Consider the following 23,339-nt stretch of genomic DNA (forward strand, 5'->3'; position numbering starts at 1 on the left):
CCTCTCTGGTAATGGGTCTTGTTGCTGGTGAGGGTGGGTCGGGGCGTGTGCCACGCCTCCTTAATTTCATCAGCGGATTAGTTTTGTCTGCAATGCGCTATATCGTTATATATTGTAGGCTCGCTTCTTTAATCGAGCTTGAACAGGAAGTCACTTTTAGGGGGCAGGTAAGGCTCGGACAATTTATTTCTCTCAATACCGGTGGAAAGTGCATGGCGGAAGAACTGGAAATCAAGTTAACCCTCGCCCCGGACGCGCTGAATCAGGCCGGGGCGTGGCTCTCGGCCCAGAAAGGTGTCAGGGCGGGCGCCGTGAAGACGCTGGTTAACCGTTACTTCGACACGCCTGCCGGAGACCTCAATCGCCGGAAGGTGGCCCTGCGGATTCGTCAGGCCGGTGACCAGTTCATCCAGACTCTCAAAGCCCGGGGCGAGTTCGTAGATGGTGCCCACCGGCGCCAGGAATGGGAGTGGCCGCTCGTTGGCCCAAAACTCAAACCGGGCCTGATTGCGGATACGCCGGTGGGGCAGAGCGTGAACCTTGCCGGGCTGCAGCCGGTGTTCGAGACCAACTTTGAGCGCCGCGTGCTTATGGTTGACCAGGAGGACAGCGTGATCGAGGTGGCCATCGATTCCGGCGCGATTGTCGCCGGAGGTCAGTCGCTTCCGCTTAATGAGATTGAATTTGAACTCAAGTCGGGGGCTTCGTCGGCATTGCTTGCGTGGGCGCGGAGGCTGGCGGACGAAGTGCCGGTGTTCCTGAACCTGGTCAGCAAGGCAGAGCAGGGATACCACCTGGCGGGGCTTTATCATCCGGTTCCGGACGCGGGGAAAATATCAGATCTGGCAGTGAATGATTTTCTATTCCTTTTGAGTGTTTCATGGCTGACCGGCGAGCGCCTGTGCTTTGCCAGGGGGCGTCTGGATGCGATTGGCCGGCTGGCCGGTGAGCTCGGCGTCGGGGAGCTGTACCAGCAGGTGGTGACTGCGCTGGCCGACGGCACGGCGGTCCGTGATCTGGTTTCAGGCAAGGAACTGGGGCAGCTTCAGTTGGCGATTGCCGCAGGCCAGTGCCCTTGACAAAAATCCGCCGACTACTTGTCAAGGGCACGGTTCTTCTGAATTTTCTTTCTTCGCAGCCTGTTCCTGCAGATCGTGCCACTTGTTAATGAATTCGCGGTAGCGCGCAAGGGCCTCTTCCACCAGCGCTACATCGGGCGTTTCATTGGAGTTGACCAGCACGATCAATCCCTTACCTTCAATCACCTGGTCGGTTGGCGGCTGGCAGACCACTTCGTTGTCCTCATCAATAAAGGCCAGGGCGGTGCCGATGCCATGGCGTATCAGGGCGCTGACGATATCGGCCCAGTTCAGGTCGTCCAGTTTCAGATCGTATCGGTGGGGGTGGTCGTGTTCGTAGTTGAACAGGTCTTCCAGAACCTTTTCCGATCCCGGAGCCACCAGTGAGCGCACCATGATTTCAGGATAGGTCCGCACCGGCCGGATGACGGCGCGTATTCCCAGTGTCTTGAAGCGCCCCCGGTTGCTGTCGTCTACACATTCAACAATGGTGTGATTTCCCAGGTTCTGTTCTGCCAGCCGGTGGGCGATGTCGAAGGTCAGGCTATCGGAGTAGGGGTCGGCTTCATCGGCGGAAAGCACGATAATGTGTCTCGCGCTGCCAGCGCGAACCGATTTGAGTGCCTTCGGATCAAAACCGGCACCGTGATAGTGCACAACGCCAATGTCAGACAGCTCGGTTGGCAGGCCCATGGGGAACTGCTGGGTCAGGATCATGATCGGAATGGTTTCGTAACCCGGTATTGCCCGGATCTGGGAGGCGAACCGCATGAAGTACTGCTGCCCACCGTTCTGGGGGGTGTTGATAATTACAATGTGGTCATTCATTTTATAGATCCATCTTCCTGCCAGAATGCGCTCCCGGCGATAAAACCGGTACTCGATATAATCACTGACAATCAGTGTCAGCAAAGTTATTGCTGAAATGAACATCAGCACGATGGTGCTGAATCGCCCAGTCAGGGTCTGGGGTGAATAGTCGCCATAACCCACCGTAACCAGAGTGGTCATCGTGAGCCAGGCGGCCTCGAAAAGGGAAAGGTCCTCGACCGCCCAGATGATCAGAATCTGGACTGCGAGCAACACGGCGAGTATGGCAAACAGGCGCTTCATGCGGCGTCGGATCATCCCACCCATGGGCAGATGGGTTTCCTGGTGCTCCGGATTCAGGGGGCGGCGGTTTCGTAGCATCCGTGTCGGCGGCCTGTTCAGTTGCGGGCGGGTTCGTTATACAGTACCGGAAATATAACAGAGAGACAGGGGTTTGCATTATGTCCGAGCCATGGCACAGCCTTCCGGAACCGCTGGCCGACGATGTCGCCAGGTGCTGGCATTCGGTGTTTCCGGACGGAGTCCCGGGATGGCTGATTTCGGATGACGAAATCAGCGAGGCTGTGGTGGCCGATGCGCTGTCCCGAAGTCTGTTCCTGCGCGAGACCCTTGAGCGGCATCCTGAGCAGGTGCTGACGCTGCTTGAATCGAGGCTGCTGACGGAGCCGACAACCCCTGAGTACCTGAAGCAGCGATGGCAGGACTATCTGAACGAAGTGGACGGCGAGCCTGCGCTGCATTCGGCTCTCAGGCGCTTCCGCAGGGAGTCCCAGTTCCGCATGATCTGGCGGGACCTGATGCGCTGGGCCGACCTGGCAGAGACCATGGCGGCCACCAGCGCCTTCGCCGACATCTGCATTGACGGCGCGCTGGATTGGCTCTATCGGGATTCCTGTGAGCAGTATGGCACGCCCAAGGGGGCGGACCCGGTGACGGGCGAAGAGGCAGACCAGAAAATGGTTGTTCTCGGGATGGGCAAGCTGGGTGGGCGTGAGCTGAACGTGTCGTCAGATATTGACCTGATCTTTGCCTTTCCGGGTAAGGGTGAGACCCATGGAGGGCCTCGCCCCCTCGATAATCAGCAGTTTTTCGTCCGCCTGGGTCAGCGGTTGATACAGGCTCTTGACCAGATAACCGCAGACGGGTTCGTGTTCCGCGTGGATATGCGTCTGCGGCCCTATGGCCAGAGCGGTGCCCTGGCTCTGAGTTTTGCTGCCCTGGAAACCTACTATCAGGACCAGGGCCGCGACTGGGAGCGTTACGCCATGGTCAAGGCCCGGGTGGTGGCCGGCGATCAGAGGGCGGGGCAGGTGCTGATGGAAAGCCTGCGCCCCTTTGTCTACCGCAAGTACATCGATTTCAGTGCCTTTGAATCGCTTCGCAGTATGAAAGCCATGATCGGCCGGGAGGTACGCCGCAAGGGGCTGGAAAACAATATCAAGCTCGGCAGCGGCGGTATCCGTGAGATCGAGTTTGTGGTCCAGGCGTTCCAGCTGATTCGTGGTGGTCGTGACCGGGAGCTCCAGCAGCGGAAGTTGCTGGTGATTCTGCAGGAGCTTGAGGCCCTGGAGTTATTGCCATCGCCGGTGGTACGGGAGCTCCGTGACGCCTACGTGTTCCTGCGTAATCTGGAGCATGCGCTCCAGGGCGTGGAGGACAAGCAGACCCAGCTTCTGCCGGAGGACGATTTGTCCCGGGCCCGTGTGGCCACCATCATGGGTTTTGAAAGCTGGCAGGCCTGTGAGGAAACGCTCCGGGAGCATCGGGCACGCGTTGCCACCCACTTCTCAAATATCATTGCCACTGAAGAAGGCGAAGAGGAAGGCCCGGCATCGCTGGATGAAGGCTGGTTCGAGCTCTGGCTGGCGGAAATGGATGAAAACACCGCCATCGGGTGGCTGAAGTCCCGGGGTTATGAGAACCCGGAGAGAACCGTTGCGGAGTTGGCGGAACTGCGTGACAACCGGACCGTGCAGACCCTTCAGACCCAGGGCCGGAAGCGGCTTAATCAGTTCATGCCCGTTCTTCTGGAGGCGCTCACCCGGGTTGAGAACCCCTCGGAGACCCTGTCCCGGGTGTTGCAACTGGTGGAGGCCATTCTGCGGCGAACCGCTTACATGGTGTTGCTTCTGGAAAACCCGGGCGCACGCACACAGCTGGTTGGCCTGTGCAGTGAAAGCCCCTGGATCGCCCGCCAGCTGGCGGAAACGCCACTGCTGCTGGATGAGCTCCTGAACGCCGAGAGTCTCTACCATCCGCCGGCCAAGGCCGAGTTGCAGGATGATCTGCGCCAACAGATGCTACGGATTCCCTTTGAGGATCTTGAAGAGCAGATGGAATCCCTGCGCCATTTCAAGAAAGCCCACATATTGCGGGTAGCGGCGTCCGAGCTGAAAGGCACTTTGCCGCTGATGAAGGTCAGTGACTACCTGACCTGGATCGCCGAGGTGGTCCTGGACCACGTGGTGGATGTGGCCTTCGCCAATCTGGTCAGCCGCCACGGCTACCCGCGCAGGGCAGATGGCTCGGCCTGTGAGACGGATTTTGCCATCATCGGCTATGGCAAGCTGGGCGGGATCGAACTTGGCTATACCTCCGATCTCGACCTGGTGTTCGTGCATAAGGCTGATCCGGAACTGGCCACCGACGGTGAAAAGCCCATCGACAATGCAGTGTTCTATACCCGGCTGGGGCAGCGGATTGTTCATATCCTCAATACCCAGACGCCGTCCGGCCAGCTCTACGAAGTGGATATGCGCTTGCGCCCGTCTGGTAACTCCGGCCTGCTGGTGAGCACTTTGCAGGCTTTTGAAAAATACCAGCGCGAGGATGCCTGGACCTGGGAGCATCAGGCCCTGGCCCGTGCCCGGGGTGTCGCCGGATGCGAGCAAACCCTTGAAGCCTTTGAATCCATACGCCATGACATCCTGTGCCAGCCCAGGGACCGGGACAGGCTTCGTACTGATGTGGTCGAGATGCGGGAGAAAATGCGGGCCAGCCTGGGCACGCCGGAAAGCCGGCGGGCCGAGGTGTTCCATATCAAACATGATGCCGGTGGCATCATCGATATCGAATTCATGGTGCAATACCTGATGCTGGCCTGGAGTGCCGACCATCCGGAGCTGACACAGTGGTCCGACAACATCCGCCAGATGGAAGAGCTGGGCAGGGCCGGGGTGATGGCTGTGGAAGATGCCGAAAAACTCCGGGAATCCTTCATTGCCCTTCGCTCCACCATCCACCGGCGGGCGCTTCAGAATCTCAACAGTCAGGTCGAGGGGGATGCCTTTACAGAGGAGCGTGAGTACATCCGCGCCATGTGGAAAAAAGTCATGATTGATGCCTGAGGCAAATTCAATTCCGGCAGATTTTCCTGCTAGAATGCCGGTTCCCCGAAAAACGCGTTTTTAGGAGCAATGAAGAATGTCGATGGCTGATCGCGATGGTGTTATCTGGCTGGACGGTGAAATGGTTCCCTGGCGGGAAGCCAAGACCCACGTCCTGACTCACACCCTGCACTACGGCCTGGGCTGTTTTGAGGGTGTGCGGGCCTACAACACCGCGAATGGCCCGGCTATCTTCCGCCTGAAAGAGCATACTGATCGACTGTTTCGTTCAGCCCACATCCTGAACATGAAAATGCCGTTCAGCAGGGATGAGCTGAATGAAGCCCAGTGCGCGGCGGTCCGCGAAAACAACCTGGACGAAGCCTACCTGCGCCCCATGGTGTTCCTGGGCTCTGAGGGGATGGGTCTGAGAGCCGACAACCTGAAGGTACACGTGATGGTTGCGGCCTGGAGCTGGCCCTCCTACATGTCGCCGGAAGCGAAGGAAATGGGGATCAAAGTGCGCACTTCCTCCTACACCCGCCACCACGTCAACATCACCATGTGCAAGGCCAAGGCCAACGGCAACTACATCAACTCGATGCTGGCCTTGAACGAAGCCATCTCCGGCGGTGCCGAAGAGGCCCTACTGCTGGATAACGAAGGTTATGTTGCCGAAGGCTCCGGTGAGAATATCTTCATCCTGCGCGATGGCGTGCTGCATACGCCGGAGCTGACGTCTTGTCTGGAGGGGATCACCCGCGCCACGATTCTGGATTTTGCCCGGGAACTGAACATTCCGGTCAAGGAGCGCAGGATTACCCGCGATGAGGTTTATATTGCTGATGAAGCCTTCTTTACGGGTACTGCGGCTGAGGTGCTTCCAATCCGCGAGCTGGATGGCCGGGTGATCGGCGCCGGCAAGCGTGGCCCGGTGACCGAGAAGCTCCAGGGCATGTACTTTGATGCGGTGAAGGGCAAACTGGCCAAGCACAGTGGTTGGCTGACTCACGTTAAAGGCTGATACCAGAAAAATTCTCAAGCCGCCGTTGACTGCTTCAGCCCGGCGGCTTTGTTGTTTAACCAATCCTATTGATCGGCGGGACGAGCACATGGCAGACGTAATCACGGTACCGGTATCTTTCGGTGAAGTGCTGGACAAAATTACCATTCTCGAGATCAAATCCGAGCGCATCAGGGATGAGGCAAAGCTCAAGAATGTTCGGCTTGAGCTGGATGAGCTGAGTGCCACCTGGGATGAGGCCGTCAAGGACAAGGCTGCGGAAATCGCCGATCTTCGCAAGCAGCTGAAAGTGGTAAACGAAGAGCTGTGGGTGATTGAAGACGATATCCGTGATCAGGAAGCGGCCCAGGATTTCGGGCCCCGGTTTATTGAGCTGGCGCGTGCAGTTTATGTGACCAACGACAGGCGCGCTGCCATCAAGAAAGACGTGAACCTGGCTCTGGGCTCCCGCTTCGTGGAAGAAAAGTCCTACCAGGACTACACCGCCCGCAGGTAACCGCCAGATTGAAGTCTGGGGTCAGATGAACGCTTTCATCTGACCCCGTGTTCAGTTTCCGCCACCCGCTGGGCCTCGATCCACCGGTTCAGTACGGCGATTGTATCCTCGACGGTAATCAATTCCATAGCCCCTTCAAACTCTGCCTTGGCCCCCCAGCGCGCCTGCTCGACCGTTTTTCCGGTAAACTTCTCCAGTGCTTCCGGGTAGCGATTCACACACCACTCCAGCGAATTGTAGGGCCCGGAGCGGTAAGGGTTGCTCGCGGCAAACAGCCCAAGCACATCGGTGCCAACGGCGCTGGCAATATGCGCCGGCCCGGTATCGGGTGCCACCACCAGATCGGCGCGACTTATCAGGGCGGCCAGTTGCTTCAGAGTGTCCTTGCCGCAGATGTTGTGGGCTTTTCCCGTCATTGCGGCTTCGATGGCAGCGCAATACTCTGCCTCGAATGGGGCGGGGCTGCCCACCAGAATAACCTTCATTCCGTGTTCCCTGATGGCATGATCGGCGAGCTGTGCGTAACGCTCAGCCGGCCAGTTGCGCAGCGGGTGGCTGGCACAGGGGCTGATGACAAGATTCCTTTGTTCTGTCGCCAACTGAGCCCGGGCGAAGTGATGGTCCTCCTCGCTTAACGGAATCTGCCAACGCGGCGGCGCAGGCGACAGTCCAAGTGGTTCAAGAAAGCTGGCAAGGCAGTCACGGACATGCTGTTGCGGGGCAGGTTTGATCCGACGATTGATGAACAAACTATGTAAATCCTTGCTTCGGGCCTTGTCATAACCGACCTTAACGCTTGCCGGAATGCACGCAGCCGCCAGATTGGCGCGAAAAGCCACCTGCATGTGAAGCAGCGCATCAAATTTTCGACCCTGCATCTTCTTGCGAAGGTCGGAGTAGCCCCTGCGACCGGCCTTTTTGTCGAAAATGATGAATTCGACACCTGGCAGGTCTCTCACCAGATTGGCTTCGATCTTGCCAATCACCCAGGTGATCTTCGCTCCGGGAACCTGTTCCTGAAGGCTCAGAACCACCGGTATCACGTGGGTTACGTCGCCGATGGCGGAGAGGCGAAGAATGCAGATGGATTTCATCAAATCTTGAACCATTTCAGGTTGGCGCCCGGTGCTGTGGAGCTTTGCCGGCAATCATTGGTAAACTGGCGGCCATTCTATCTTACTCGCGCTTATCCGTCCCAGCGCGTGCGGGTATGACTTGTCCTCTTGTTTTATTTCGGTGACCGGGTGCCAGCATGGTGGAGTCTGAAATCTGTAGTCGGGAAGAAGGCTCTGCAATGCTGGTTCATCCCGATTATCGGGGCAGGGTTACTGCTGACTGGTTCAATGCCGACTATTGGGGCGATAAGGCCCGGCCGGTGAGCAGTGGTGGCCGGGGCGGCGCCTGGTTTGTGAGGGCCGGAGATGACAGGCTGGTTCTCAGGGAGTATCGCCGTGGCGGATTGATGGCCAGGGTGGCGCAACATACCTACGCTTACATGGGTGAATCGGAAGTACGTTCTTTTGCCGAGTTCCGTTTGCTGAACATGCTGATGACACTCGGGCTTCCGGTGCCTCGCCCTGTCGCGGCCTGGTACCGGAAGCTCTCACCGGTACAATACCGGGCTGCCATCATGATCGAGCAGCTTGAGGATACCGTGCCTCTGGCAGAGCTGATTTTGAGGCTGGACAGTCAGGCCTGGGAATCGCTTGGGACAACCATTCGCCGGTTTCACGATGCCGGCGTCATGCATGCGGATCTCAACTGTTTCAATGTGCTTGTCCGGAGCGGAGAGTATTTTCTTATCGATTTCGACAAAGGCCGGCTGATGAAGGACGGTACCCCGGCCCGCTGGAAAAAGGCCAGCCTTGAACGATTTTCCCGATCACTGGTAAAGGTCGCCGGTGCGCAGGTCCGTGAGCAGGTCTGGGTTTCATTTTTGAACGGATACAACAGGGGAATGGCCACTTGACCAATCCACAGCAAGGCGAATCATTACCGTCGGTCCTTTGTCTGACGGATGCGTGTGATCGTCCGGAGTCCGAGCTTTTTATCGGTCTGAAGAAGGTCGGCTTTGATGTCGACGTCATGTGCAACCCCAAGGGCCGGAATTATCAACGCCTGCTGGACGAAGGGGTGGTTGCCCAGCCCATGGCTTTGAAAAGCCGGTTTGACAAGGGCGGCGTATCAGCCATCCGTGATCAGCTTTCCAAAAAGAATTATGAGGTGATTCATGCCTACAACCCGAGGGCGCTGGCCTGCGGGCTTCGTGCTTCCCGGGGAACGGACATCAAGGTGGTGGCCTACCGTGGGGTAATCGGAAACATCAGTTTCCTTAACCCGGAGTCATGGATTACCTTTTTGCATCCGCGGGTCAGCAAGATCGTCTGCGTTGCCGATGCGATCAGGGATTATCTGGCGAGTCTGCGTTTTCTCTGGATGCGCATTCCGGACAGAAAGCTCCAGCGAATCTATAAAGGCCATGACCTGGGGTGGTATCAGGCTACACCGGCAGACCTGACACAGTTTGGTGTCCCGGAAGACGCCTTCGTGATTTGTTGTACCGGGCGGAACAGCCCCAGAAAGGGGTTTGATGTCCTGATCAATGCCATGGGTGAGCTTCCGGCCGATGTCGATGCCCACCTGCTGCTGGTCGGGGATGTGATCAACAATGATGAGCTTCAGGCCCTGGCAGCCGGCTCTTCTCATCCGGAGCGCATCCACTTTACCGGGTTCCGAAATGATGCGCCTGCCATTGCCGCTGCCAGCAATGTGTTTGTCCTGCCATCAAAAGAGCGGGAGGGACTGCCCAGGGCCGTTATCGAAGCTATGGCCTATGGGGTGGCGCCTGTCGTGACCAATGTCGGTGGCATGCCGGAACTGGTTGAAGACGGGCTCAGTGGCCTGGTGGTTGGCCCCAGCAATTCCGGAGAATTGTCGGCCGCCATTGAACGGCTGTATCGTGACAGGGAGCTGGCGTCGAGGCTTGGGCAAGCCGCGAGGGAAAGGATCGGCCGGAATTTTCACACCTCACAAACCGTCAGAGAGACGGGTGAGCTCTACAAAACACTGACGGGCAGGGGCTGAATGCGCCGGTATCTTTTTTTTGTCAATCAACCCTATTCCTATTCAATCCTTCGCCCGCTTCAGGATGAGATCCGTCGGCGGGGCGATGAAGCAGCGTGGTTTGTCGCGGGCTGCTCCACAGCGCCCCTTCTTCCCGATGAACGTCGCCTCGCGACCGTTAAAGAGGTGATGGACTACAAGGCTGATGCCACCTTTGTGCCCGGTGACTGGGTGCCTTATTTCTTTCCGGGTATCAAAGTTGAAGTGTTTCATGGCATGGCACGAAACAAGCGTGGCCACAGCAGCGAAGATGACAGTGATCATTACCGGATCCGGGGCTGGTTCGATCTGTACTGTACCCATGCTGAACGCGACACCGCAAAGTTTCAGAAACTCGCAAGGATGCATCGTCATTTCGCAGTGGCCCATACCGGCTGGCCCAAGCTGGATCCGTTATTATCCCAGCCAGTGCGCGGTCCAAGGGAGCTCGGAGAAGGAGAGCTTCCAGTAGTGTTCTATGCATCAACATTCAGTCGATCAGTTACCTCTGCGCCGCAACTGGTGGAAAAAATCAGTGAACTATCCAGAAGTGGTCGTTGGAAGTTCATCGTTACCCTTCATCCCAAGATGGATTCCGGGGTGGTGGAACAGTACCGGAATCTGGCCGGTGAAAACCTGCGTTTTGTGGAGAGTGATGAAGACTTGCTCCCGATACTGCCTGAAGCGGACGTCATGCTGTGTGATACCTCTTCAATCATGTTTGAGTTTATGTTTCTCGACCGGCCAGTGGTCACCTACAGGACAAAAATGCCAGGCCCCTATCTGATTGATGTAGACAAAGTGGAGGAGGTAGAGCCCGCTCTTGAGAAGGCATTGCAGTATCCTATGGATCTGATTGATGCAACTCGGGCTCTTTGCTCGGATCTTCACAGCTTTCGGGACGGCTGCTCCAGCGAGCGAGTACTGAATGCAGTGAACGACTTCGTGACCGTTAAACAGGGAGGGTTACGAAAAAAACCGCTGAATCTGCTGAGAAAGTTCAAGGTTAGGCGACGATTGCGTCGCGAGCTTCGGTCCTCAGCTCCGCATCGTTAGGTTTCTGTATGCATTGAGCTCTGGCTGCGATGCTTTGGTAAGTTCCAGTCGACGGCGAAGCCGATGTCGACCTCAAAAATAATTCGGATACGGATTTTGAATGGCCAGTTTTTTAGCAAATCCTGATGTAAAAGTGGTGGTGTTAACTTTATCTCAGTCCTCAGATAGGCAGGCCAGAATAAAAAGGTCCCTGGATGAAGCAGGGATCGGCTTTGAGTTCTTCTGGGGTGTTGACGGACGGAAAGACAATGACCCGTCGTTGAGGATGTACGATGAGTCGAAACGACTGCGAGCCAAAGGGCAGCCGATGACGCCGGGGCAGCTTGGATGCTTTGCGAGCCATTACAATATCTGGAAAAGCTGCCTCGAAGATCAAAAGAAGTATGTGGTCCTTGAAGATGACGTTGTGTTTGACAACGCGGGCTTCCGGTCGTTTCTACAGGCTCTTCCTGCCTTGCCACCCTATTTCGAGTGCCTGAGGCTTTTCGACAATAAAACTCGAAACCATAAAAAATATAAACTGGCCGAGGTCGGCCCGTTCAAAATCCTGAGATATACCAAGGGGCCCATGAGCACCATGGGATATTATCTGACGCCGGCTGCCGCCCGGAAATTCCTTGTTTCCGCAGATCCTATCTTTCTACCCGTGGACATCTACATGGACCGATATTGGCTGAACGATGTGGTGTGTTTGGGGATCAGTCCAGGCTTTGTATCTCATGACTTCGGTTTTGAGTCCATTATTGGGTATGAGCAAAAAACCGGTCACCGACCTTTGTTTATGCGGCTGAATAGAGAACTGTTTATGTTGAGTGAAAGGGTGCGACGCTTTTTCTATAATCTTTGCTTGGGCAGCAAGTACAGATCAAGGAGAGGGGCTAATGATGCCTAACTTGATTCATGCTATTTGGCTGGGCGATAAAATGCCACCTTTGTCGCACGCGTGCCTGGATGACTGGAAGAAAATGGGGTTCGATTACTGCTTGTGGAACGACTCGAATGATCGGGTTCAGAATTGGATTGACTCTTGTTCGTTCGCCAAGGAATGTTACGAGCGAGGACTCTACGCCTTCGTTTCGGATTACCTTCGTTTGAAAATCCTTCAGGAAGAGGGAGGGCTTTATCTCGATACAGATGTAACGATCCGAAAGGATCCTTTTCCACTGTTTTCCGGCACAAAGTTTGTTATTGGGTACGAAACAGTGGGCTATTTAGGTACGGCAGCAATCTATGCAGAGCCTGACTCAAGAATCCTGGCTGAGTTAATCCGGTTCTATGAAGACGAAATATGGAGGTCACCTCTCTATATCGGGCCGCAAATCGCAACACACCTGATAAAGGATAGGAAGCTTCTCGACGTTGAGAGTTGCAAGCTGCTGCCTGCAGAATACTTTTTTCCTTACCAACAAGAACCAATACACTTTGAGTGCCCGGACGAAAGCTATCTCGTTCACTGGTTCCAGCACAGTTGGAAAGATTCTCCAGGAATGGTCTTTGTTAAAGCCAAGCACCTTGGTGTGTGGGGAAAACTTTACGTTTGGCAGAAATATTTTTTCCGAGGGTTTTCCCGAGGCTGATTCCCCTTCGCTACGGGTGTCGGAAACTTGAAGCTGTACACGACCCCATAGAAAACCGAAAAGATGAATATGCCGTCTGCTGAGTAGAAGTAGGACTCGAAGAAATTCACGGTCAGCCAGAAAATAACGACAATGAGTGAAAATGCTTTCCAGGTTTTTTGAACTGAGTGAGGAGATGCCATAGTGGTATAAACGGGAGGCCAGACGATCAGAAAATAAATGATAGCGGCCCCCAGGAGCCCAAAGCTAACGAGGGTTTCTAAATGTGAGTTGTGCAAATGAGTAAAGTTATCCCGAACGAGCTTCGGCAGCTTTTCGGATTCGGTTATGACTAACTCCCTGGCATCTTCCCCGCTTCCCAGAATGGGGCGCTTCTTGATCCACTCCCATGCCTCCAGCCAGAGGTGAATTCGCAAACCAATGCTGCCGGAGTCGGGAACAGACTCCAGATCAAGGTTTACAATTTTTATTATGGTGGATTTTTCCGTTGTTATCCGCTGCTCAACAATATCGATACTTGAGGCTGCGGCGATAATTAGTGCAAACGCAGAATAGGTTAGGACAGTGGCGCGTGTTGATACTCGTGAGTTAGATATTAATTTGTGTGCCAATGGGGCAAATAAAATGCATGCAACCAAGGCAAGCCACACCTGCCTTGACTGAGTTATCAGAATAATAAGTATAAAAAATGCCAGAAGCGTCGCTGCGCCGAGCTTTTTAAGAACTTCAAGCCTGAGAGAAAGGTTGAGCTTAATAACAAAAAGAAACGCGGCCGAAATCAATCCAAAACCCGCGAAAAGTGACGTGTACTGGGCATTCACAACATCAAAATCAATACGCGAACCGCGAAGGCCGCGTACAATTTCCCCTATAAAATCAGGCGAATGAGTAATGTAGATTCCCAGGACACTCAGGCAATAGGCAAGAAGGATGGCAGCGATTCGTTCGTTCTTTCCATTAGTCCAATACGCGATAAACCAGAAGAAAAAGAAGTCATAAAACAAGAAGGGGGACGGAGAGTCTTTGGCAAGTTCAGGTATTTGAACCTTGCTGTTGATCCAGCTTATTACAGGGACGATTAGCGATAGAAAAAATGCAATGAATATAGGGTCTTTTTTTATAAGTCGAAAATTGTAGCATACAGATGCAATGGTTCCGAGCACCACCAGGAAGATAAAAACATCGCCCAAATCCCGATAGAAACGTTTGAATAAAACAAATCCGACTACACAGGTGAACATCACCAGCGAGAAAGTTCGTCCCTTTAAAACAGACTCGATATTAGTTTTCAACGAAGCATCCCAGATGTAATTCAAGAGGAGTCGTTAATATCAAAACAACAAGATGGTGCCTGAGATAAAATGTGATGTTACTCATGGAAGGTATCGGATTGAGATCTGCCGAGCGTCCACAGCCCCGCATACTTATTAAAGGTAACCTGAGCGTATGTCATAGCGGTAAGATAGCCCACAGCGCCGTCCAGAAAACCGAACCGGATAAAATAAACCTGCACAAAAGTCATCAGCCCTCGTAGCGTCGGGTAGATCATTGTCCGGGTTTTCTTGCCCCTCCGATGCTTCTCCATCGCCCCCAGCCATGCGTATTTGGCACTCTTTTCAAGGGAGTGTCCGAAATCCCGATGGGTGTAATGGGTCAGGCGACCACGAAGCGTTCTGGTTTTGCGGCCCTCGGGGATGAGAATCCGTTCGTGCACCAGTGCATCGGAAAAGCTGACGCCCTCTCTGCGGAACAGTCTGAGAGGGGCTCGCCCGCTACGACCGAAGTCCAGCCGTTTTCCGTAGATGGTGACAGCCCATGGCAGCTTGTAGGCGTCGGCATCCGGGTCTGCGAGGTGGTGATTGATTTCCCTTGCCAGCTCCGGTGTAATGCGCTCATCGGCATCCAGGGAAAGCACCCAGTCGCCAGAGGCTTTCTCCAGGGCCCTCTGCTTCTGGATTCCAAATCCCGGCCAGTCTGTTACTTCGACCACATCGGCATATTCTCTGGCAATATCTGCCGTCCGGTCACTGCTGCCGCTATCAAGAACGATGATTTCATCGGCTACGAGTCGCGCGGACTTGAGGCAATCTGCAATGTGGTCTTCCTCGTTTTTGGCAATAATCGTGGCGGAGACTTTCACCTTACGCTGGCGAAAACAGGAAGCATGGAGTTCCGTGAACAACGCTGAAGCCAGGCTCGCAATTGCCAGCAAGTAGAACGTAAGAAAGAGACTCCGGTTAAATGTGGCCTCAGTGATCCCGAATAGCAGATAGCCGGCACTGACCATGGTGCCTGCCACTGCAATGTGAGCACTCGGGCGATGGCTGTTGAAAAGGTTCCTGGCGAAAATCACCAGAGGTATGAATATCAGGAACGCCCAGCTCAGGGCGCCCGGAATGCCGCTGGTTGCAGCGTTATTGAGCAGGTCGTTATGGGCGTGGCCGGTGCAGCAATCCTTCAGGTAAGCATGTTCGGGGTGCGACTCCGCCAGAGCTTCAATGTAGGAGCTGTAGCCGCCAAGGCCAACTCCGGTCCAGGGGTGTTCCATAAACATATCGGCAGCCAGTTGCCAGAGCTCAAGGCGTATCTCGATACCCGAGTCGAGGGGCGCGTCCCCAATGGCGCTTTCAATGGACCGATGCATACGGTCATTGCTCAACAGGAAACCCAGCGAGACAAGTGCGACAATCACAATACCTGCAGCGCGCAGCTTTCGACCGACCAGGGGGAGCAGGAGAGCCAGGAGAACCGGGAGTGCAATGAGGTTGCTTCTGGTACCCGACAGCATGGCAATAGTGATTGCTGCTGTGCCGAGCCCAAAGACAGCAAATGCCGTTGCTGCTCTGCCAGTTCTCGCAAAATAGGAGCCGCCTACCAGCGCAAGGGCGCCTCCAAGCAAGGCAAGGTTGCCGAAGCTGATTGGATTTATGCCAGCACCAAAACGGGTATTGAGTAGCTCTCCGGTGTTCTGATAGTCAGTGGCAAGCGCTATCAGCAAGGCCGCCAGGGTGGACAATGCAACGAGGGCCGTGGTCAGGAACAGGTGGCGAGCCCGGAATCCTGCAACGGTGAGGGCAACCACCAGAGGCCAGAACAGGATAAGCCGTGCGTGAGTGCCAAGAGTTTTTCCGCCTTCGTAATCAAAGCCTTCCATAACCCATGAAAAGGCGCTCACGAGCACAAAGAACCAAAAAGCGAAATGCAATAATCGAAGCTCTTTAGGTGTGTCCCAGCCGGTTTTCTGCAAGGTCTTGTTCTTGATGAAAACCAGCCCTGCAATTGCCGCAAGCAGAGTTGCGGCGGCCAGAATGCTGGAAGAGAGAAGCGCGCCTCCGAGCCCGGCCATGATCAGGGCAGTGGGGAGCAGGCGAATTGGTTGGGCCATGGAATTTTTGTCCGTCCTCATCTGCTAGCAGACTCTGTCGGGGTTATAGGGGTTGATCGCCCCCGGCGGCCGATGACGCATCCGCTTGTACTCCCATTGATACTGCTCAGGAATTTCCCGGACGCACTGTTCAATGGCGTGATTCATGGCGGTCGTGGCGACAACCGGATCGCTGTCACCGAGGCCAGGCCCGGTTTCCCGGACCACGATGCGAAAGCCCTGGGCACCGGGTAGACGTTCAGCATAGGTGATCAGGACATTGGCCCCTGTACGCTGGATCAGCTTTGAAACCAGTGTCATGGTTTTGACTTCCATGCCAAAGAAGGGCGCAAAGGCATTACCTTTACCCCGGGGTGACTGATCCGGCAGGATGCCGGCAACACCTCCTTCCCGGAGAATGGAGGCGAGCCGGGCCAGGCCGCGCCGGTCGCCCCGGACCAGTTCCGAGCCAAGCCGCCCGCGGACCTTGATCATATAGTCTTCGAACTCCGGCATGTTCGGGGGGCTGTAAAGGGCCGCCATTTTATAACGTGATGAAAAGAAAAGGCCTGCCAGTTCCCAGTTACCCAGATGCGGGGCAAGCAGGATCAGGCCTTTGTCACCCGTCATGGCCTCGTCGATTAATTCCAGGCCTTCGGTCTCCTTAACCAGACCAAGGCACTTCTCCACCGGCCATTCCCACATAAGGGGGACCTCCAGCATGGTCATGCCGGTCTGGGCCAGGGACGCCTTTGACATCGCGGCGCGCTCCGGGCCTGAAAGCTCGGGCAGGCAGATAGACAGGTTGGTGTCGGTCACCTGGCGGGACTGTGTGGGTAGCCGCCAGACCAGATAACCAACGAAACGGCCCACCCGCTGGGCGCCGGCAAGAGAAAGCCAGCCGGCAATCCTGAGCAGCCCGGCAATAACGACATACTTGAGCCTGCTCATTTTCGGCCGTACCGGTCCTCATATCGGACAATGTCGTCCTCGCCCAGGTATGAGCCTGATTGAACTTCAATAAGCTCCAGATCGATCACGCCCGGATTCTCCAGCGAATGCACCTGGCCCACCGGAATGTAGGTGGACTGGTTCTCGGTCACCAGATAGGTTTTTTCGCCGTTGGTGACCCGTGCGGTTCCACTGACCACGATCCAGTGTTCCGCACGATGATGATGCATCTGCACAGACAGTTTGGCACCGGGTTTTACCGTGATGCGCTTCACCTGGTAACGGGCACCGTTATCGATGGAGTCATAAACCCCCCATGGCCGGTAAACTTCCCGATGGTTCATGTGTTCATGGCGGCCATCGGTTTTGATTCGTTCCACTACAGTTTTGACGTCCTGGACGCTGTCTTTATGGGCAACCAGCAGGGCATCCTTGGTTTCGATCACTACCAGATTGTCCACGCCAACCGTTGCCACCAGGCGGCTATCTGCGCGCACGAGGGTGTTGGACGTTTGGTGGGTAATCACATCCCCGGTCAGGCTGTTGCCGTTCGCGTCCTTGTCGTTGACTTCCCAGAGCGCGGACCAGGAGCCGATATCGCTCCAACCGGCCTCCAGGGAAACCACGGCGGCCTTGTCGGTCTTCTCCATGACTGCGTAGTCAACGGAATCCGAGGGGCATTCTGCGAAGCGTTTGGCGTTGATGCGGGTAAAGTGCAGATCATCGGCGGTATCGGCAATGGCGGCACGGCAGGCGGTGAGGATATCAGGGCGGTATGCTTCGAGTTCTTCAAGATACCGGCGGGCACCGAACAGGAACATGCCGCTGTTCCAGAGGTATTCACCGGAGTTGAGGTAACGGTTCGCGGTTGCCTGGTCCGGCTTTTCAACAAACCTGTCCACCAGGAAGCTGTCTGGCCCCAGTTCGGTGCCCCGGTGTATGTAGCCATAACCGGTTTCTGGGTGGTGGGGGACAATACCGAAGGTAACCAGTTTACCCTCCCGGGCAAGGGGAATGGCCTTTTTGACGCCCTCCTGAAAGGCCGTGACGTCCCTGATCAGATGATCAGCGGCCAGTACCAGCATTAGCGGATCATCGGTGCCGTTTTCCACGGATTCAGACAACTGGAGGGCGGCCAGTGCAATAGCCGGGGCGGTATTGCGTCCGCAGGGTTCAAGAATAATGCGGGTATCCTCGTGGCCGGATTGGCGCATCTGTTCTGCCGCCAGAAACCGGTGCTCTTCGTTGCAGATCAGAAGCGGATTTGCTGCGTCCATGCCCTCAAGCCGCGCAACGGTGGCCTGCAGCATCGACAGGGGGCCGTTGGTCAGTTTCAGGAACTGTTTCGGGTTCAGCTGCCGGGACATCGGCCAGAGCCGTGAGCCGGTGCCGCCAGCCATAATGACGGGGTGAATCATCTGTACACTCCGGGCTTGAGTTGGAGAATGCCGAGAAAAACATCAAAATCAGGCGCGTCATCTTATCATAAGGCAACCATGATATTGTTCTGACCAAACCGTAAACTGATTACCAAGCCACCAGGAATTGTGATGAAGCTGCCCGTGTCCGTTTATTACATCACCCAGGATGAAGAGCTGCGACTGCCGGAGTCGCTTGCAAAGGTTTCCGGCTGGGTGGACGAGATCATCGTAGTCGATTCCGGGAGTACTGACCGAACCCGTGAAATTGCAGAAGCCGCCGGCGCCCGGTTTGTTCACAATGACTGGCAGGGATTTGCCTGCCAGAAGGCCTTTGCCGCCAGTTTGTGCCGGAATGACTGGGTGCTGGACCTGGATGCGGATGAAGTGCTTTCCGACGAGTTGGTGAGCAACATCAAGGGCCTGTTTTCAAAGCCTGTGGATGCCGACATCGCGGGCTTCAGAATGCGCTGGGTACTCTCCCAGCCGGACCCCAGGCATCCATTCCGGCACGATAAATCAAAAAAGATCCTGAGGCTCTACAACCGCAACAAGGCCGTTATCGAGGCGGAAAAGGACAGCAATAATGACCGGCCACGGGTAAAACATGGTCGTGTACTGGATCTGAAAGGCGATGTCCTGCATCGTACCCTGATTTCGCTGGAGCAGATGGAGCGCAAGTACTGTCAGTTGTCGACAGAGCAGGCCCGCTTTCTGGCGGAAAAGGGAAGGAAGATTTCGAGCCCCCGGCTTTTTGCGGAGTTCCCTTTGAAGTTTCTGAAATATTACCTGATACACCGGCAAATACTGAACGGCTGGTTTGGCCTTGGCGTGGCAATCACGGCCGCCAACCGGAACTTCATGCGGCTGGCCAAGGCCAGGGAATTGCAGATGCTGGCGGCCCTGGAGAAAACTGGTACGCAGAAGCAGCCCTGATTTTTTCTCAGCTTGCGGAATGCCTGGCCGTTGCCGAGAGGTACAGGATTTCGGTCTGAGTCACCATGGCCTCCAGCGTCAGCGTTTCCCGGGCAAATGCCATTGCCGGTTGTTCAGCCTGGTTCAGGGCATCCAGGTCGGCTAACGATCTGGACAGCAGGTCTGCGAGGTCCTGATCGCTGTGCCCCGCGCTGAGAGCCGTGGCCGGAAGAATATCCCGGGGCCCGGATACCGGCGTTGACACAACCGGACAGCCATGCAGCAGAGACTCAACCAGCACATAGGGAAAGCCCTCCCGTTCCGAGCTGATTACCGCCAGTTGTGCCTGCCTGTAAACCGGCGCCAGATTTTGGCGGAACCCCGCCAGGGCGATCTGTTCTTCCTGGCCTGATTGACGGATAAGGCCTTCAAGCCGCTTTCGCTCGCTGCCCTCACCAAAAATGGTCAGTTGGCAGTCCTCCGCAGACTGGCCTAGCCTCGACCAGGCCCGGATGAGGACATCAAAGCCCTTTACGGGCTCCAGTCGCCCGGCGGCAATGACGTTGATCAGGTTACCTTTTGGCAGAGCCGGTCCGCCGTCCGGATTCTTCAGTTGCCTGGTGATGTCGACACCGTTGTAGATCAGGTGCTTGTGGAGGTGCCGTAGAGCTTTGAAAATCTGTGGGCTGACCGCAATAACCCGGTCAAGGCGATCAAAGGCCTTGTGGCTGGATTTGGTGCCATGAACCGTGCCCACCCGCACGCGTGCCAGTTTTTTGGTTTTGCCGGCAAGTTGCGCGGCCTTGTTGCCTTGGGCGTGAAGAATATCCGGCGACAGCCGGCGCAGGCATTGGCGAAGGGCCAGTTGCAACCACAGGTTACGGCGTCCCAGATGGACGGGTAGCGGATGAAATCCGATGTTGGCCGGAAATTTCTCACGGTAAACCCGGTGGCCAAGCACATGAACCCTGTGGCCGCGGTTGGCCAGGGCTCCCGCCAGATCGGCCGTATGTTGCTCCATACCGCCCCAGGTTGTGCCGGGCGTTGCGAGGAGAAATGCGATGGTTAATCGTCTCGGCGGATTCATGTTTGGTGGGCGGGCTGCTTCAGTACTTTCTCGTAAACCTGCAACGTCGCCTCTGTTTGCGCCTCAAGACGGAACCGGTAGGGAATGTCGATCACCGGCGGTTTGGAATCCAGAAGCCGGGATACGGTCTGGGCGAAGCCCCCGATATTGTCCGGTGACACCAGTCCTTCCTTGAAGCAGGCTTGCAAGGTTTCCGCTGCGCCTCCCCGATTATAGGCGACGACGGGCGTTCCCGTGGCCAAAGCCTCGGTCACTGTCCTGCCAAAGGGCTCCGGTTTGGTGCTCATGTGGCAGACCACATTCGCAAGCAGGTACAGGTTGGTCATGTCGTTGCGCTGGCCGAGGAAGCTGACCTTATCGGTCAGGCCCAGGTGGGCGCGCTTCTTCTCCAGCTCTTCCAGGAAATGTTCCTTGCCGGGTTCGGCGCCGCCCACGATGATGCCATGGCAATCTGGCCGTTCCCGCACCAGTTGCGCCATCATGGCCAGGAAGTCTAATTGGCCTTTCCAGCGTGAGATGCGACCGGGCATCATGATGATTTTCTGTTCGGCCAATTGGGGGTATTGCCGGAACCAGCGGTCCAGCCATTGTGACGTTAGCTCCCGCTGGCGGAAGGCATCCACATCCACGCCCCGTTGGATGACCGTCAGTTTTTCTTCCGGCACGGGATAGTTGTTCAGAACATAGTCCTGCACACACTGGGACACGGCGATTATGTGATCAGCCCGGGTCATGATCGCGCTGTAGGGGGTGACCGAGTACATGCCATGAAAGGTGGACACGACAGCAGGGCGTTCACGGGCGGGAATGCTTTTCAGGGCCAGAAAAATGATCCAGGCCGGCATTCGGGAGCGGACATGCACAATGTCCGGTTTCAACGCCAGCAGCAGTTTTCGCATGGGCAGGATCTGCCCGAGAGACGCAGGTGTTTTCCGGTGTATGGGCATGAATATGTGTTTCGAGCCCTGGCCGCGGAGTTGCTCGGCCATGGGGCCACCTTTTGAAACCACAAACGATTCGTGGCCACGTTTGACGAGGTCTGCGGCGAACTCCACGGTTCCTCTTTCCACCCCACCGCTGTATAGCGCTGGCAGTGCCTGGAGAATTTTCAACGCTTGGCCCCCTTGTACTGGCGTTGGTTGGCTTTGTGATACTGTGGCAGAAGTCCCTGTTCCAGTACCCAGGTGGCGGCACGATTGGCTTCCCAGAGGGTGTGATCATGGCTGACCTTGCCGGCCATAACGCTGGCATGGTCGCGCCATTGACCAATGTATCCCTCCCGGACCAGCCGGTCCACGCCCTCGGCCACCCGGCTGCCGGGCCTGGCGGATAACTCGAAAAGCCCGGTCGGAACACCCGAGGTTGCCGCCTCGCACACCATGGACATACTGTCTGGCGTCACCCAGACCGCCCGTGAGGCAGAAAGCTGAGGGTTGAGCCAGTCCTCATGAGTCTGCTGCGGGTGAACGACGGTAGTGCGCAACCCGGCGAGTTCGCCCAGTCGGTCCCGAAGCGCTTCCGGAGTTCGCCGGGAACTGCTGATGGTCCAGCGCCAGTCCGGATATTGCCCGATCAGATGGGACACCTGCCCGAAGATGGCATCATCCTCCCAGTCAAAATGAGGTGAAGGTCCGCCAATCAGCAAAAGCGCCTCCCGCTTTCCGGTGATTTTTGCCAGAGGCGTTATGGTATTCACAACACCCTCGGTAATGAATATCCGGGAATCGGGCTGGACACGGTCATGGGCAGGAATCAGGGCACCGCTGACCAGTGACAGCGGGAAGCCGGGCTTCATGATGACCAGTGTTCTGGTTCCCCTGAGCTTCCGCAGGGAAAGTAATAGCCGGTGCGTGCCGGCCCCGGCTGCGATCACAAGACCGGGGTGGGGCAGTGCCGGTTCCATGGGTGGCGCAATGGCCAGCAGGGTTCGCCAGATCGGGACCTTTATTGCAGAGGCGTCGATCCAGTACAGGCTTGCTCCGGCGAGCACCCGAAGTCGATTGCCAAGACCTTTCAGCTGGTTCCGGTGGCCCGGTTTGTTGTCGGTCAGAAGCCACACCACCGGTGCGGCTGAGTCCTGTTCACTGGGCTTTGGCATGGTTGTCAGGCACTGAATGCCCGCCTCCTTGTTGCCCCGGGGTTATAGGGTTCAGCGGCGGCCGTAAAAGCCGGGGTCGTCCGGGTCCGGACGCGTCTTGAAGCGCCGGTGCATCCACAGGTACTGATCCGGTGCGCGCCGGACTTCTCTTTCGATAGTCTGGTTGATCGCTGTTGCATCCTGTAGGTCATCCCCGCTGGGAAAATTCTCCAGAGCCGGGTGGAAATAGATATCGTACCCGGGGCCGTCTTCCCGGCGGAAGTGACTGAAAGGCACTACTTTGCATCCGCTGCGTTCGGCGATACGTGAAGTAGCGGTAATCGTGCCGGCGGGAATGCCGAAAAATGGGGCGAACACGATGTCCTTGCGGCCGTAATCCTGATCGGTGGCATACCAGACTGCCCGGTTTTTCTTCAGGCTGCGGAACAGGCCCCGGAGGTCCCTGGCGCCCAGCACCTTGCCATAGCGACGTTCGCGGGCCCGCGTCATCACGGCGTTCATCAGCGGGTTGTTGTGATCCCGCTGCATAACGTCTGCCTCGATGAACTCGGTTACCAGACTCCCGCCCAGGTCCAGGGTGCTGTAATGGCCGCCGAGCAGTAAGACGCCTTTGCCTTTGGTGAGGGCCTGCTCATAATGCTCCAGTCCATGGACCCGGGTAATGCCTGTCAGCCTGGCCGGGTTGCGGAACCAGGCAATGCCCAGCTCCAGCAAGCCGATGCCATTGGCGATAAAGGCTTTGCGCACAAGGGCGGACTGCTGGGCGGCGGTCAGCTCCGGGAAGCAAAGCCGGATGTTGACCTCGGCAATGTGCCGGCGACTCCGGGCAAGGCGTTCCGCCAATAAGCCGGCCAGCTTGCCTAACCACCACTGGATGCGGATCGGCAGCCGGGATACACACCACATCAACGAGATTCCCAGCCAGGTGGGCCACCAACGGGGGTGGCGGTAGGCGGAGTAATCCGTATTTCGCGGTAGTTTGCGGTATTTCCTGTTCACGTAAAGCGGGCCCTGC

Annotated in this window: 20 protein-coding genes; 10 read left to right on the forward strand and 10 right to left on the reverse strand. The window is 56.3% G+C overall.

The window, feature by feature from the left end; all coding sequences use genetic code 11:
- The first annotated feature begins 212 nt into the window (after positions 1 to 212).
- Complete coding sequence (locus tag QPL96_RS10015; RefSeq protein WP_303287241.1) at positions 213 to 1,079, forward strand: CYTH domain-containing protein; 867 nt, start codon at positions 213 to 215, stop codon at positions 1,077 to 1,079.
- Between the two features lie 21 nt (positions 1,080 to 1,100).
- Here QPL96_RS10015 and QPL96_RS10020 read toward each other — a convergent pair whose 3' ends face one another.
- Positions 1,101 to 2,270, reverse strand: coding sequence for a potassium channel family protein (locus QPL96_RS10020; RefSeq protein WP_273157643.1), 1,170 nt, complete (start codon positions 2,268 to 2,270; stop codon positions 1,101 to 1,103).
- Positions 2,271 to 2,350: 80 nt separating this feature from the next.
- Between QPL96_RS10020 and glnE the strand changes: the two genes are divergently transcribed.
- From glnE to QPL96_RS10035, 3 genes are all read left to right on the forward strand, one after another.
- Positions 2,351 to 5,257, forward strand: coding sequence for a bifunctional [glutamate--ammonia ligase]-adenylyl-L-tyrosine phosphorylase/[glutamate--ammonia-ligase] adenylyltransferase (glnE, locus tag QPL96_RS10025; RefSeq protein ID WP_303287242.1), 2,907 nt, complete (start codon positions 2,351 to 2,353; stop codon positions 5,255 to 5,257).
- Positions 5,258 to 5,333: 76 nt separating this feature from the next.
- On the forward strand, positions 5,334 to 6,260 hold the full coding sequence (locus QPL96_RS10030) for a branched-chain amino acid transaminase (RefSeq protein WP_303287243.1): 927 nt from the start codon (positions 5,334 to 5,336) through the stop codon (positions 6,258 to 6,260).
- A gap of 88 nt (positions 6,261 to 6,348) precedes the next feature.
- Positions 6,349 to 6,756 carry a DUF6165 family protein gene (locus QPL96_RS10035; RefSeq protein WP_303287244.1) on the forward strand — a complete coding sequence of 136 codons (408 nt, stop codon included), beginning with the start codon at positions 6,349 to 6,351 and terminating at the stop codon, positions 6,754 to 6,756.
- Positions 6,757 to 6,791: 35 nt separating this feature from the next.
- On the opposite strand, the gene QPL96_RS10040 is transcribed toward QPL96_RS10035, so the two are convergent.
- Positions 6,792 to 7,850 carry a glycosyltransferase family 9 protein gene (locus QPL96_RS10040; protein ID WP_303287245.1) on the reverse strand — a complete coding sequence of 353 codons (1,059 nt, stop codon included), beginning with the start codon at positions 7,848 to 7,850 and terminating at the stop codon, positions 6,792 to 6,794.
- Between the two features lie 158 nt (positions 7,851 to 8,008).
- Between QPL96_RS10040 and QPL96_RS10045 the strand changes: the two genes are divergently transcribed.
- The 5 genes from QPL96_RS10045 (at position 8,009) to QPL96_RS10065 (ending at position 12,491) form a co-directional block, all read left to right on the forward strand.
- Positions 8,009 to 8,725: a 3-deoxy-D-manno-octulosonic acid kinase gene (locus QPL96_RS10045; RefSeq protein ID WP_303287246.1), complete on the forward strand. Its 717-nt coding sequence runs from the start codon at positions 8,009 to 8,011 to the stop codon at positions 8,723 to 8,725.
- Entirely contained in the window at positions 8,722 to 9,840 is a 1,119-nt protein-coding gene (locus tag QPL96_RS10050) for a glycosyltransferase family 4 protein (protein ID WP_303287247.1), read from the forward strand. The genes QPL96_RS10045 and QPL96_RS10050 overlap by 4 nt, the downstream gene beginning before the upstream one ends.
- Complete coding sequence (locus QPL96_RS10055; protein WP_303287248.1) at positions 9,841 to 10,914, forward strand: CDP-glycerol glycerophosphotransferase family protein; 1,074 nt, start codon at positions 9,841 to 9,843, stop codon at positions 10,912 to 10,914.
- 100 nt (positions 10,915 to 11,014) lie between these two features.
- The gene (locus QPL96_RS10060; protein ID WP_303287249.1) at positions 11,015 to 11,806 is read left to right on the forward strand and encodes a glycosyltransferase family 25 protein; all 792 of its coding nucleotides are present in this window, start codon (positions 11,015 to 11,017) and stop codon (positions 11,804 to 11,806) included.
- A complete protein-coding gene (locus QPL96_RS10065; protein WP_303287250.1) occupies positions 11,796 to 12,491 on the forward strand; it encodes a glycosyltransferase family 32 protein in 696 nt (231 codons plus the stop codon). Before QPL96_RS10060 ends, QPL96_RS10065 begins: the two co-directional genes overlap by 11 nt.
- Here QPL96_RS10065 and QPL96_RS10070 read toward each other — a convergent pair.
- From QPL96_RS10070 to QPL96_RS10085, 4 genes are all read right to left on the reverse strand, one after another.
- Complete coding sequence (locus QPL96_RS10070; RefSeq protein ID WP_303287251.1) at positions 12,446 to 13,783, reverse strand: O-antigen ligase; 1,338 nt, start codon at positions 13,781 to 13,783, stop codon at positions 12,446 to 12,448. The two genes, QPL96_RS10065 and QPL96_RS10070, sit on opposite strands and share 46 nt — an antisense overlap.
- Before the next feature lie 77 nt (positions 13,784 to 13,860).
- A complete protein-coding gene (locus QPL96_RS10075) occupies positions 13,861 to 15,876 on the reverse strand; it encodes an O-antigen ligase family protein (protein ID WP_303287252.1) in 2,016 nt (671 codons plus the stop codon).
- 24 nt (positions 15,877 to 15,900) lie between these two features.
- Positions 15,901 to 16,806 (reverse strand): lysophospholipid acyltransferase family protein, encoded by a 906-nt coding sequence (locus QPL96_RS10080; RefSeq protein ID WP_303287253.1) that lies wholly within the window; start codon positions 16,804 to 16,806, stop codon positions 15,901 to 15,903.
- Positions 16,803 to 18,224 (reverse strand): mannose-1-phosphate guanylyltransferase/mannose-6-phosphate isomerase, encoded by a 1,422-nt coding sequence (locus QPL96_RS10085; protein ID WP_303287254.1) that lies wholly within the window; start codon positions 18,222 to 18,224, stop codon positions 16,803 to 16,805. Before QPL96_RS10085 ends, QPL96_RS10080 begins: the two co-directional genes overlap by 4 nt.
- Positions 18,225 to 18,356: 132 nt before the next feature.
- Here QPL96_RS10085 and QPL96_RS10090 point away from each other — a divergent pair, with 132 nt between their 5' ends.
- Entirely contained in the window at positions 18,357 to 19,160 is an 804-nt protein-coding gene (locus QPL96_RS10090) for a glycosyltransferase family 2 protein (RefSeq protein WP_303287255.1), read from the forward strand.
- A 7-nt stretch (positions 19,161 to 19,167) separates the two neighbouring features.
- On the opposite strand, the gene QPL96_RS10095 is transcribed toward QPL96_RS10090, so the two are convergent.
- The 4 genes from QPL96_RS10095 to lpxL form a co-directional block, all read right to left on the reverse strand.
- Positions 19,168 to 20,160: a glycosyltransferase gene (locus QPL96_RS10095; RefSeq protein ID WP_303287256.1), complete on the reverse strand. Its 993-nt coding sequence runs from the start codon at positions 20,158 to 20,160 to the stop codon at positions 19,168 to 19,170.
- 62 nt (positions 20,161 to 20,222) lie between these two features.
- Positions 20,223 to 21,338 (reverse strand): glycosyltransferase family 4 protein, encoded by a 1,116-nt coding sequence (locus tag QPL96_RS10100; RefSeq protein WP_303287257.1) that lies wholly within the window; start codon positions 21,336 to 21,338, stop codon positions 20,223 to 20,225.
- Complete coding sequence (locus QPL96_RS10105; RefSeq protein ID WP_303287258.1) at positions 21,335 to 22,324, reverse strand: ELM1/GtrOC1 family putative glycosyltransferase; 990 nt, start codon at positions 22,322 to 22,324, stop codon at positions 21,335 to 21,337. The genes QPL96_RS10100 and QPL96_RS10105 overlap by 4 nt, the downstream gene beginning before the upstream one ends.
- 51 nt (positions 22,325 to 22,375) lie before the next feature.
- Positions 22,376 to 23,323 carry an LpxL/LpxP family Kdo(2)-lipid IV(A) lauroyl/palmitoleoyl acyltransferase gene (gene lpxL / locus QPL96_RS10110; protein ID WP_303287259.1) on the reverse strand — a complete coding sequence of 316 codons (948 nt, stop codon included), beginning with the start codon at positions 23,321 to 23,323 and terminating at the stop codon, positions 22,376 to 22,378.
- Between the last annotated feature and the right edge of the window lie 16 nt (positions 23,324 to 23,339).

The sequence above is a fragment of the Marinobacter sp. SS8-8 genome (assembly GCF_030540945.1).
GTDB lineage: Bacteria > Pseudomonadota > Gammaproteobacteria > Pseudomonadales > Oleiphilaceae > Marinobacter.

What these genes read in the sequence shown, in the direction of transcription:
- QPL96_RS10090 (WP_303287255.1), top strand. Translation starts at nt 18,357, where the DNA reads ATGAAGCTGCCCGTGTCCGTTTATTACATCACCCAGGATGAAGAGCTG.
- QPL96_RS10060 (WP_303287249.1), top strand. Translation starts at nt 11,015, where the DNA reads ATGGCCAGTTTTTTAGCAAATCCTGATGTAAAAGTGGTGGTGTTAACT.
- QPL96_RS10045 (WP_303287246.1), top strand. Translation starts at nt 8,009, where the DNA reads ATGGTGGAGTCTGAAATCTGTAGTCGGGAAGAAGGCTCTGCAATGCTG.
- QPL96_RS10075 (WP_303287252.1), bottom strand. Translation starts at nt 15,876, where the DNA reads ATGGCCCAACCAATTCGCCTGCTCCCCACTGCCCTGATCATGGCCGGG.
- QPL96_RS10080 (WP_303287253.1), bottom strand. Translation starts at nt 16,806, where the DNA reads ATGAGCAGGCTCAAGTATGTCGTTATTGCCGGGCTGCTCAGGATTGCC.
- glnE (WP_303287242.1), top strand. Translation starts at nt 2,351, where the DNA reads ATGTCCGAGCCATGGCACAGCCTTCCGGAACCGCTGGCCGACGATGTC.
- QPL96_RS10085 (WP_303287254.1), bottom strand. Translation starts at nt 18,224, where the DNA reads ATGATTCACCCCGTCATTATGGCTGGCGGCACCGGCTCACGGCTCTGG.
- QPL96_RS10065 (WP_303287250.1), top strand. Translation starts at nt 11,796, where the DNA reads ATGATGCCTAACTTGATTCATGCTATTTGGCTGGGCGATAAAATGCCA.
- QPL96_RS10105 (WP_303287258.1), bottom strand. Translation starts at nt 22,324, where the DNA reads ATGCCAAAGCCCAGTGAACAGGACTCAGCCGCACCGGTGGTGTGGCTT.
- QPL96_RS10015 (WP_303287241.1), top strand. Translation starts at nt 213, where the DNA reads ATGGCGGAAGAACTGGAAATCAAGTTAACCCTCGCCCCGGACGCGCTG.
- QPL96_RS10040 (WP_303287245.1), bottom strand. Translation starts at nt 7,850, where the DNA reads ATGAAATCCATCTGCATTCTTCGCCTCTCCGCCATCGGCGACGTAACC.
- QPL96_RS10020 (WP_273157643.1), bottom strand. Translation starts at nt 2,270, where the DNA reads ATGCTACGAAACCGCCGCCCCCTGAATCCGGAGCACCAGGAAACCCAT.
- QPL96_RS10035 (WP_303287244.1), top strand. Translation starts at nt 6,349, where the DNA reads ATGGCAGACGTAATCACGGTACCGGTATCTTTCGGTGAAGTGCTGGAC.
- QPL96_RS10030 (WP_303287243.1), top strand. Translation starts at nt 5,334, where the DNA reads ATGTCGATGGCTGATCGCGATGGTGTTATCTGGCTGGACGGTGAAATG.
- QPL96_RS10055 (WP_303287248.1), top strand. Translation starts at nt 9,841, where the DNA reads ATGCGCCGGTATCTTTTTTTTGTCAATCAACCCTATTCCTATTCAATC.
- QPL96_RS10095 (WP_303287256.1), bottom strand. Translation starts at nt 20,160, where the DNA reads ATGGAGCAACATACGGCCGATCTGGCGGGAGCCCTGGCCAACCGCGGC.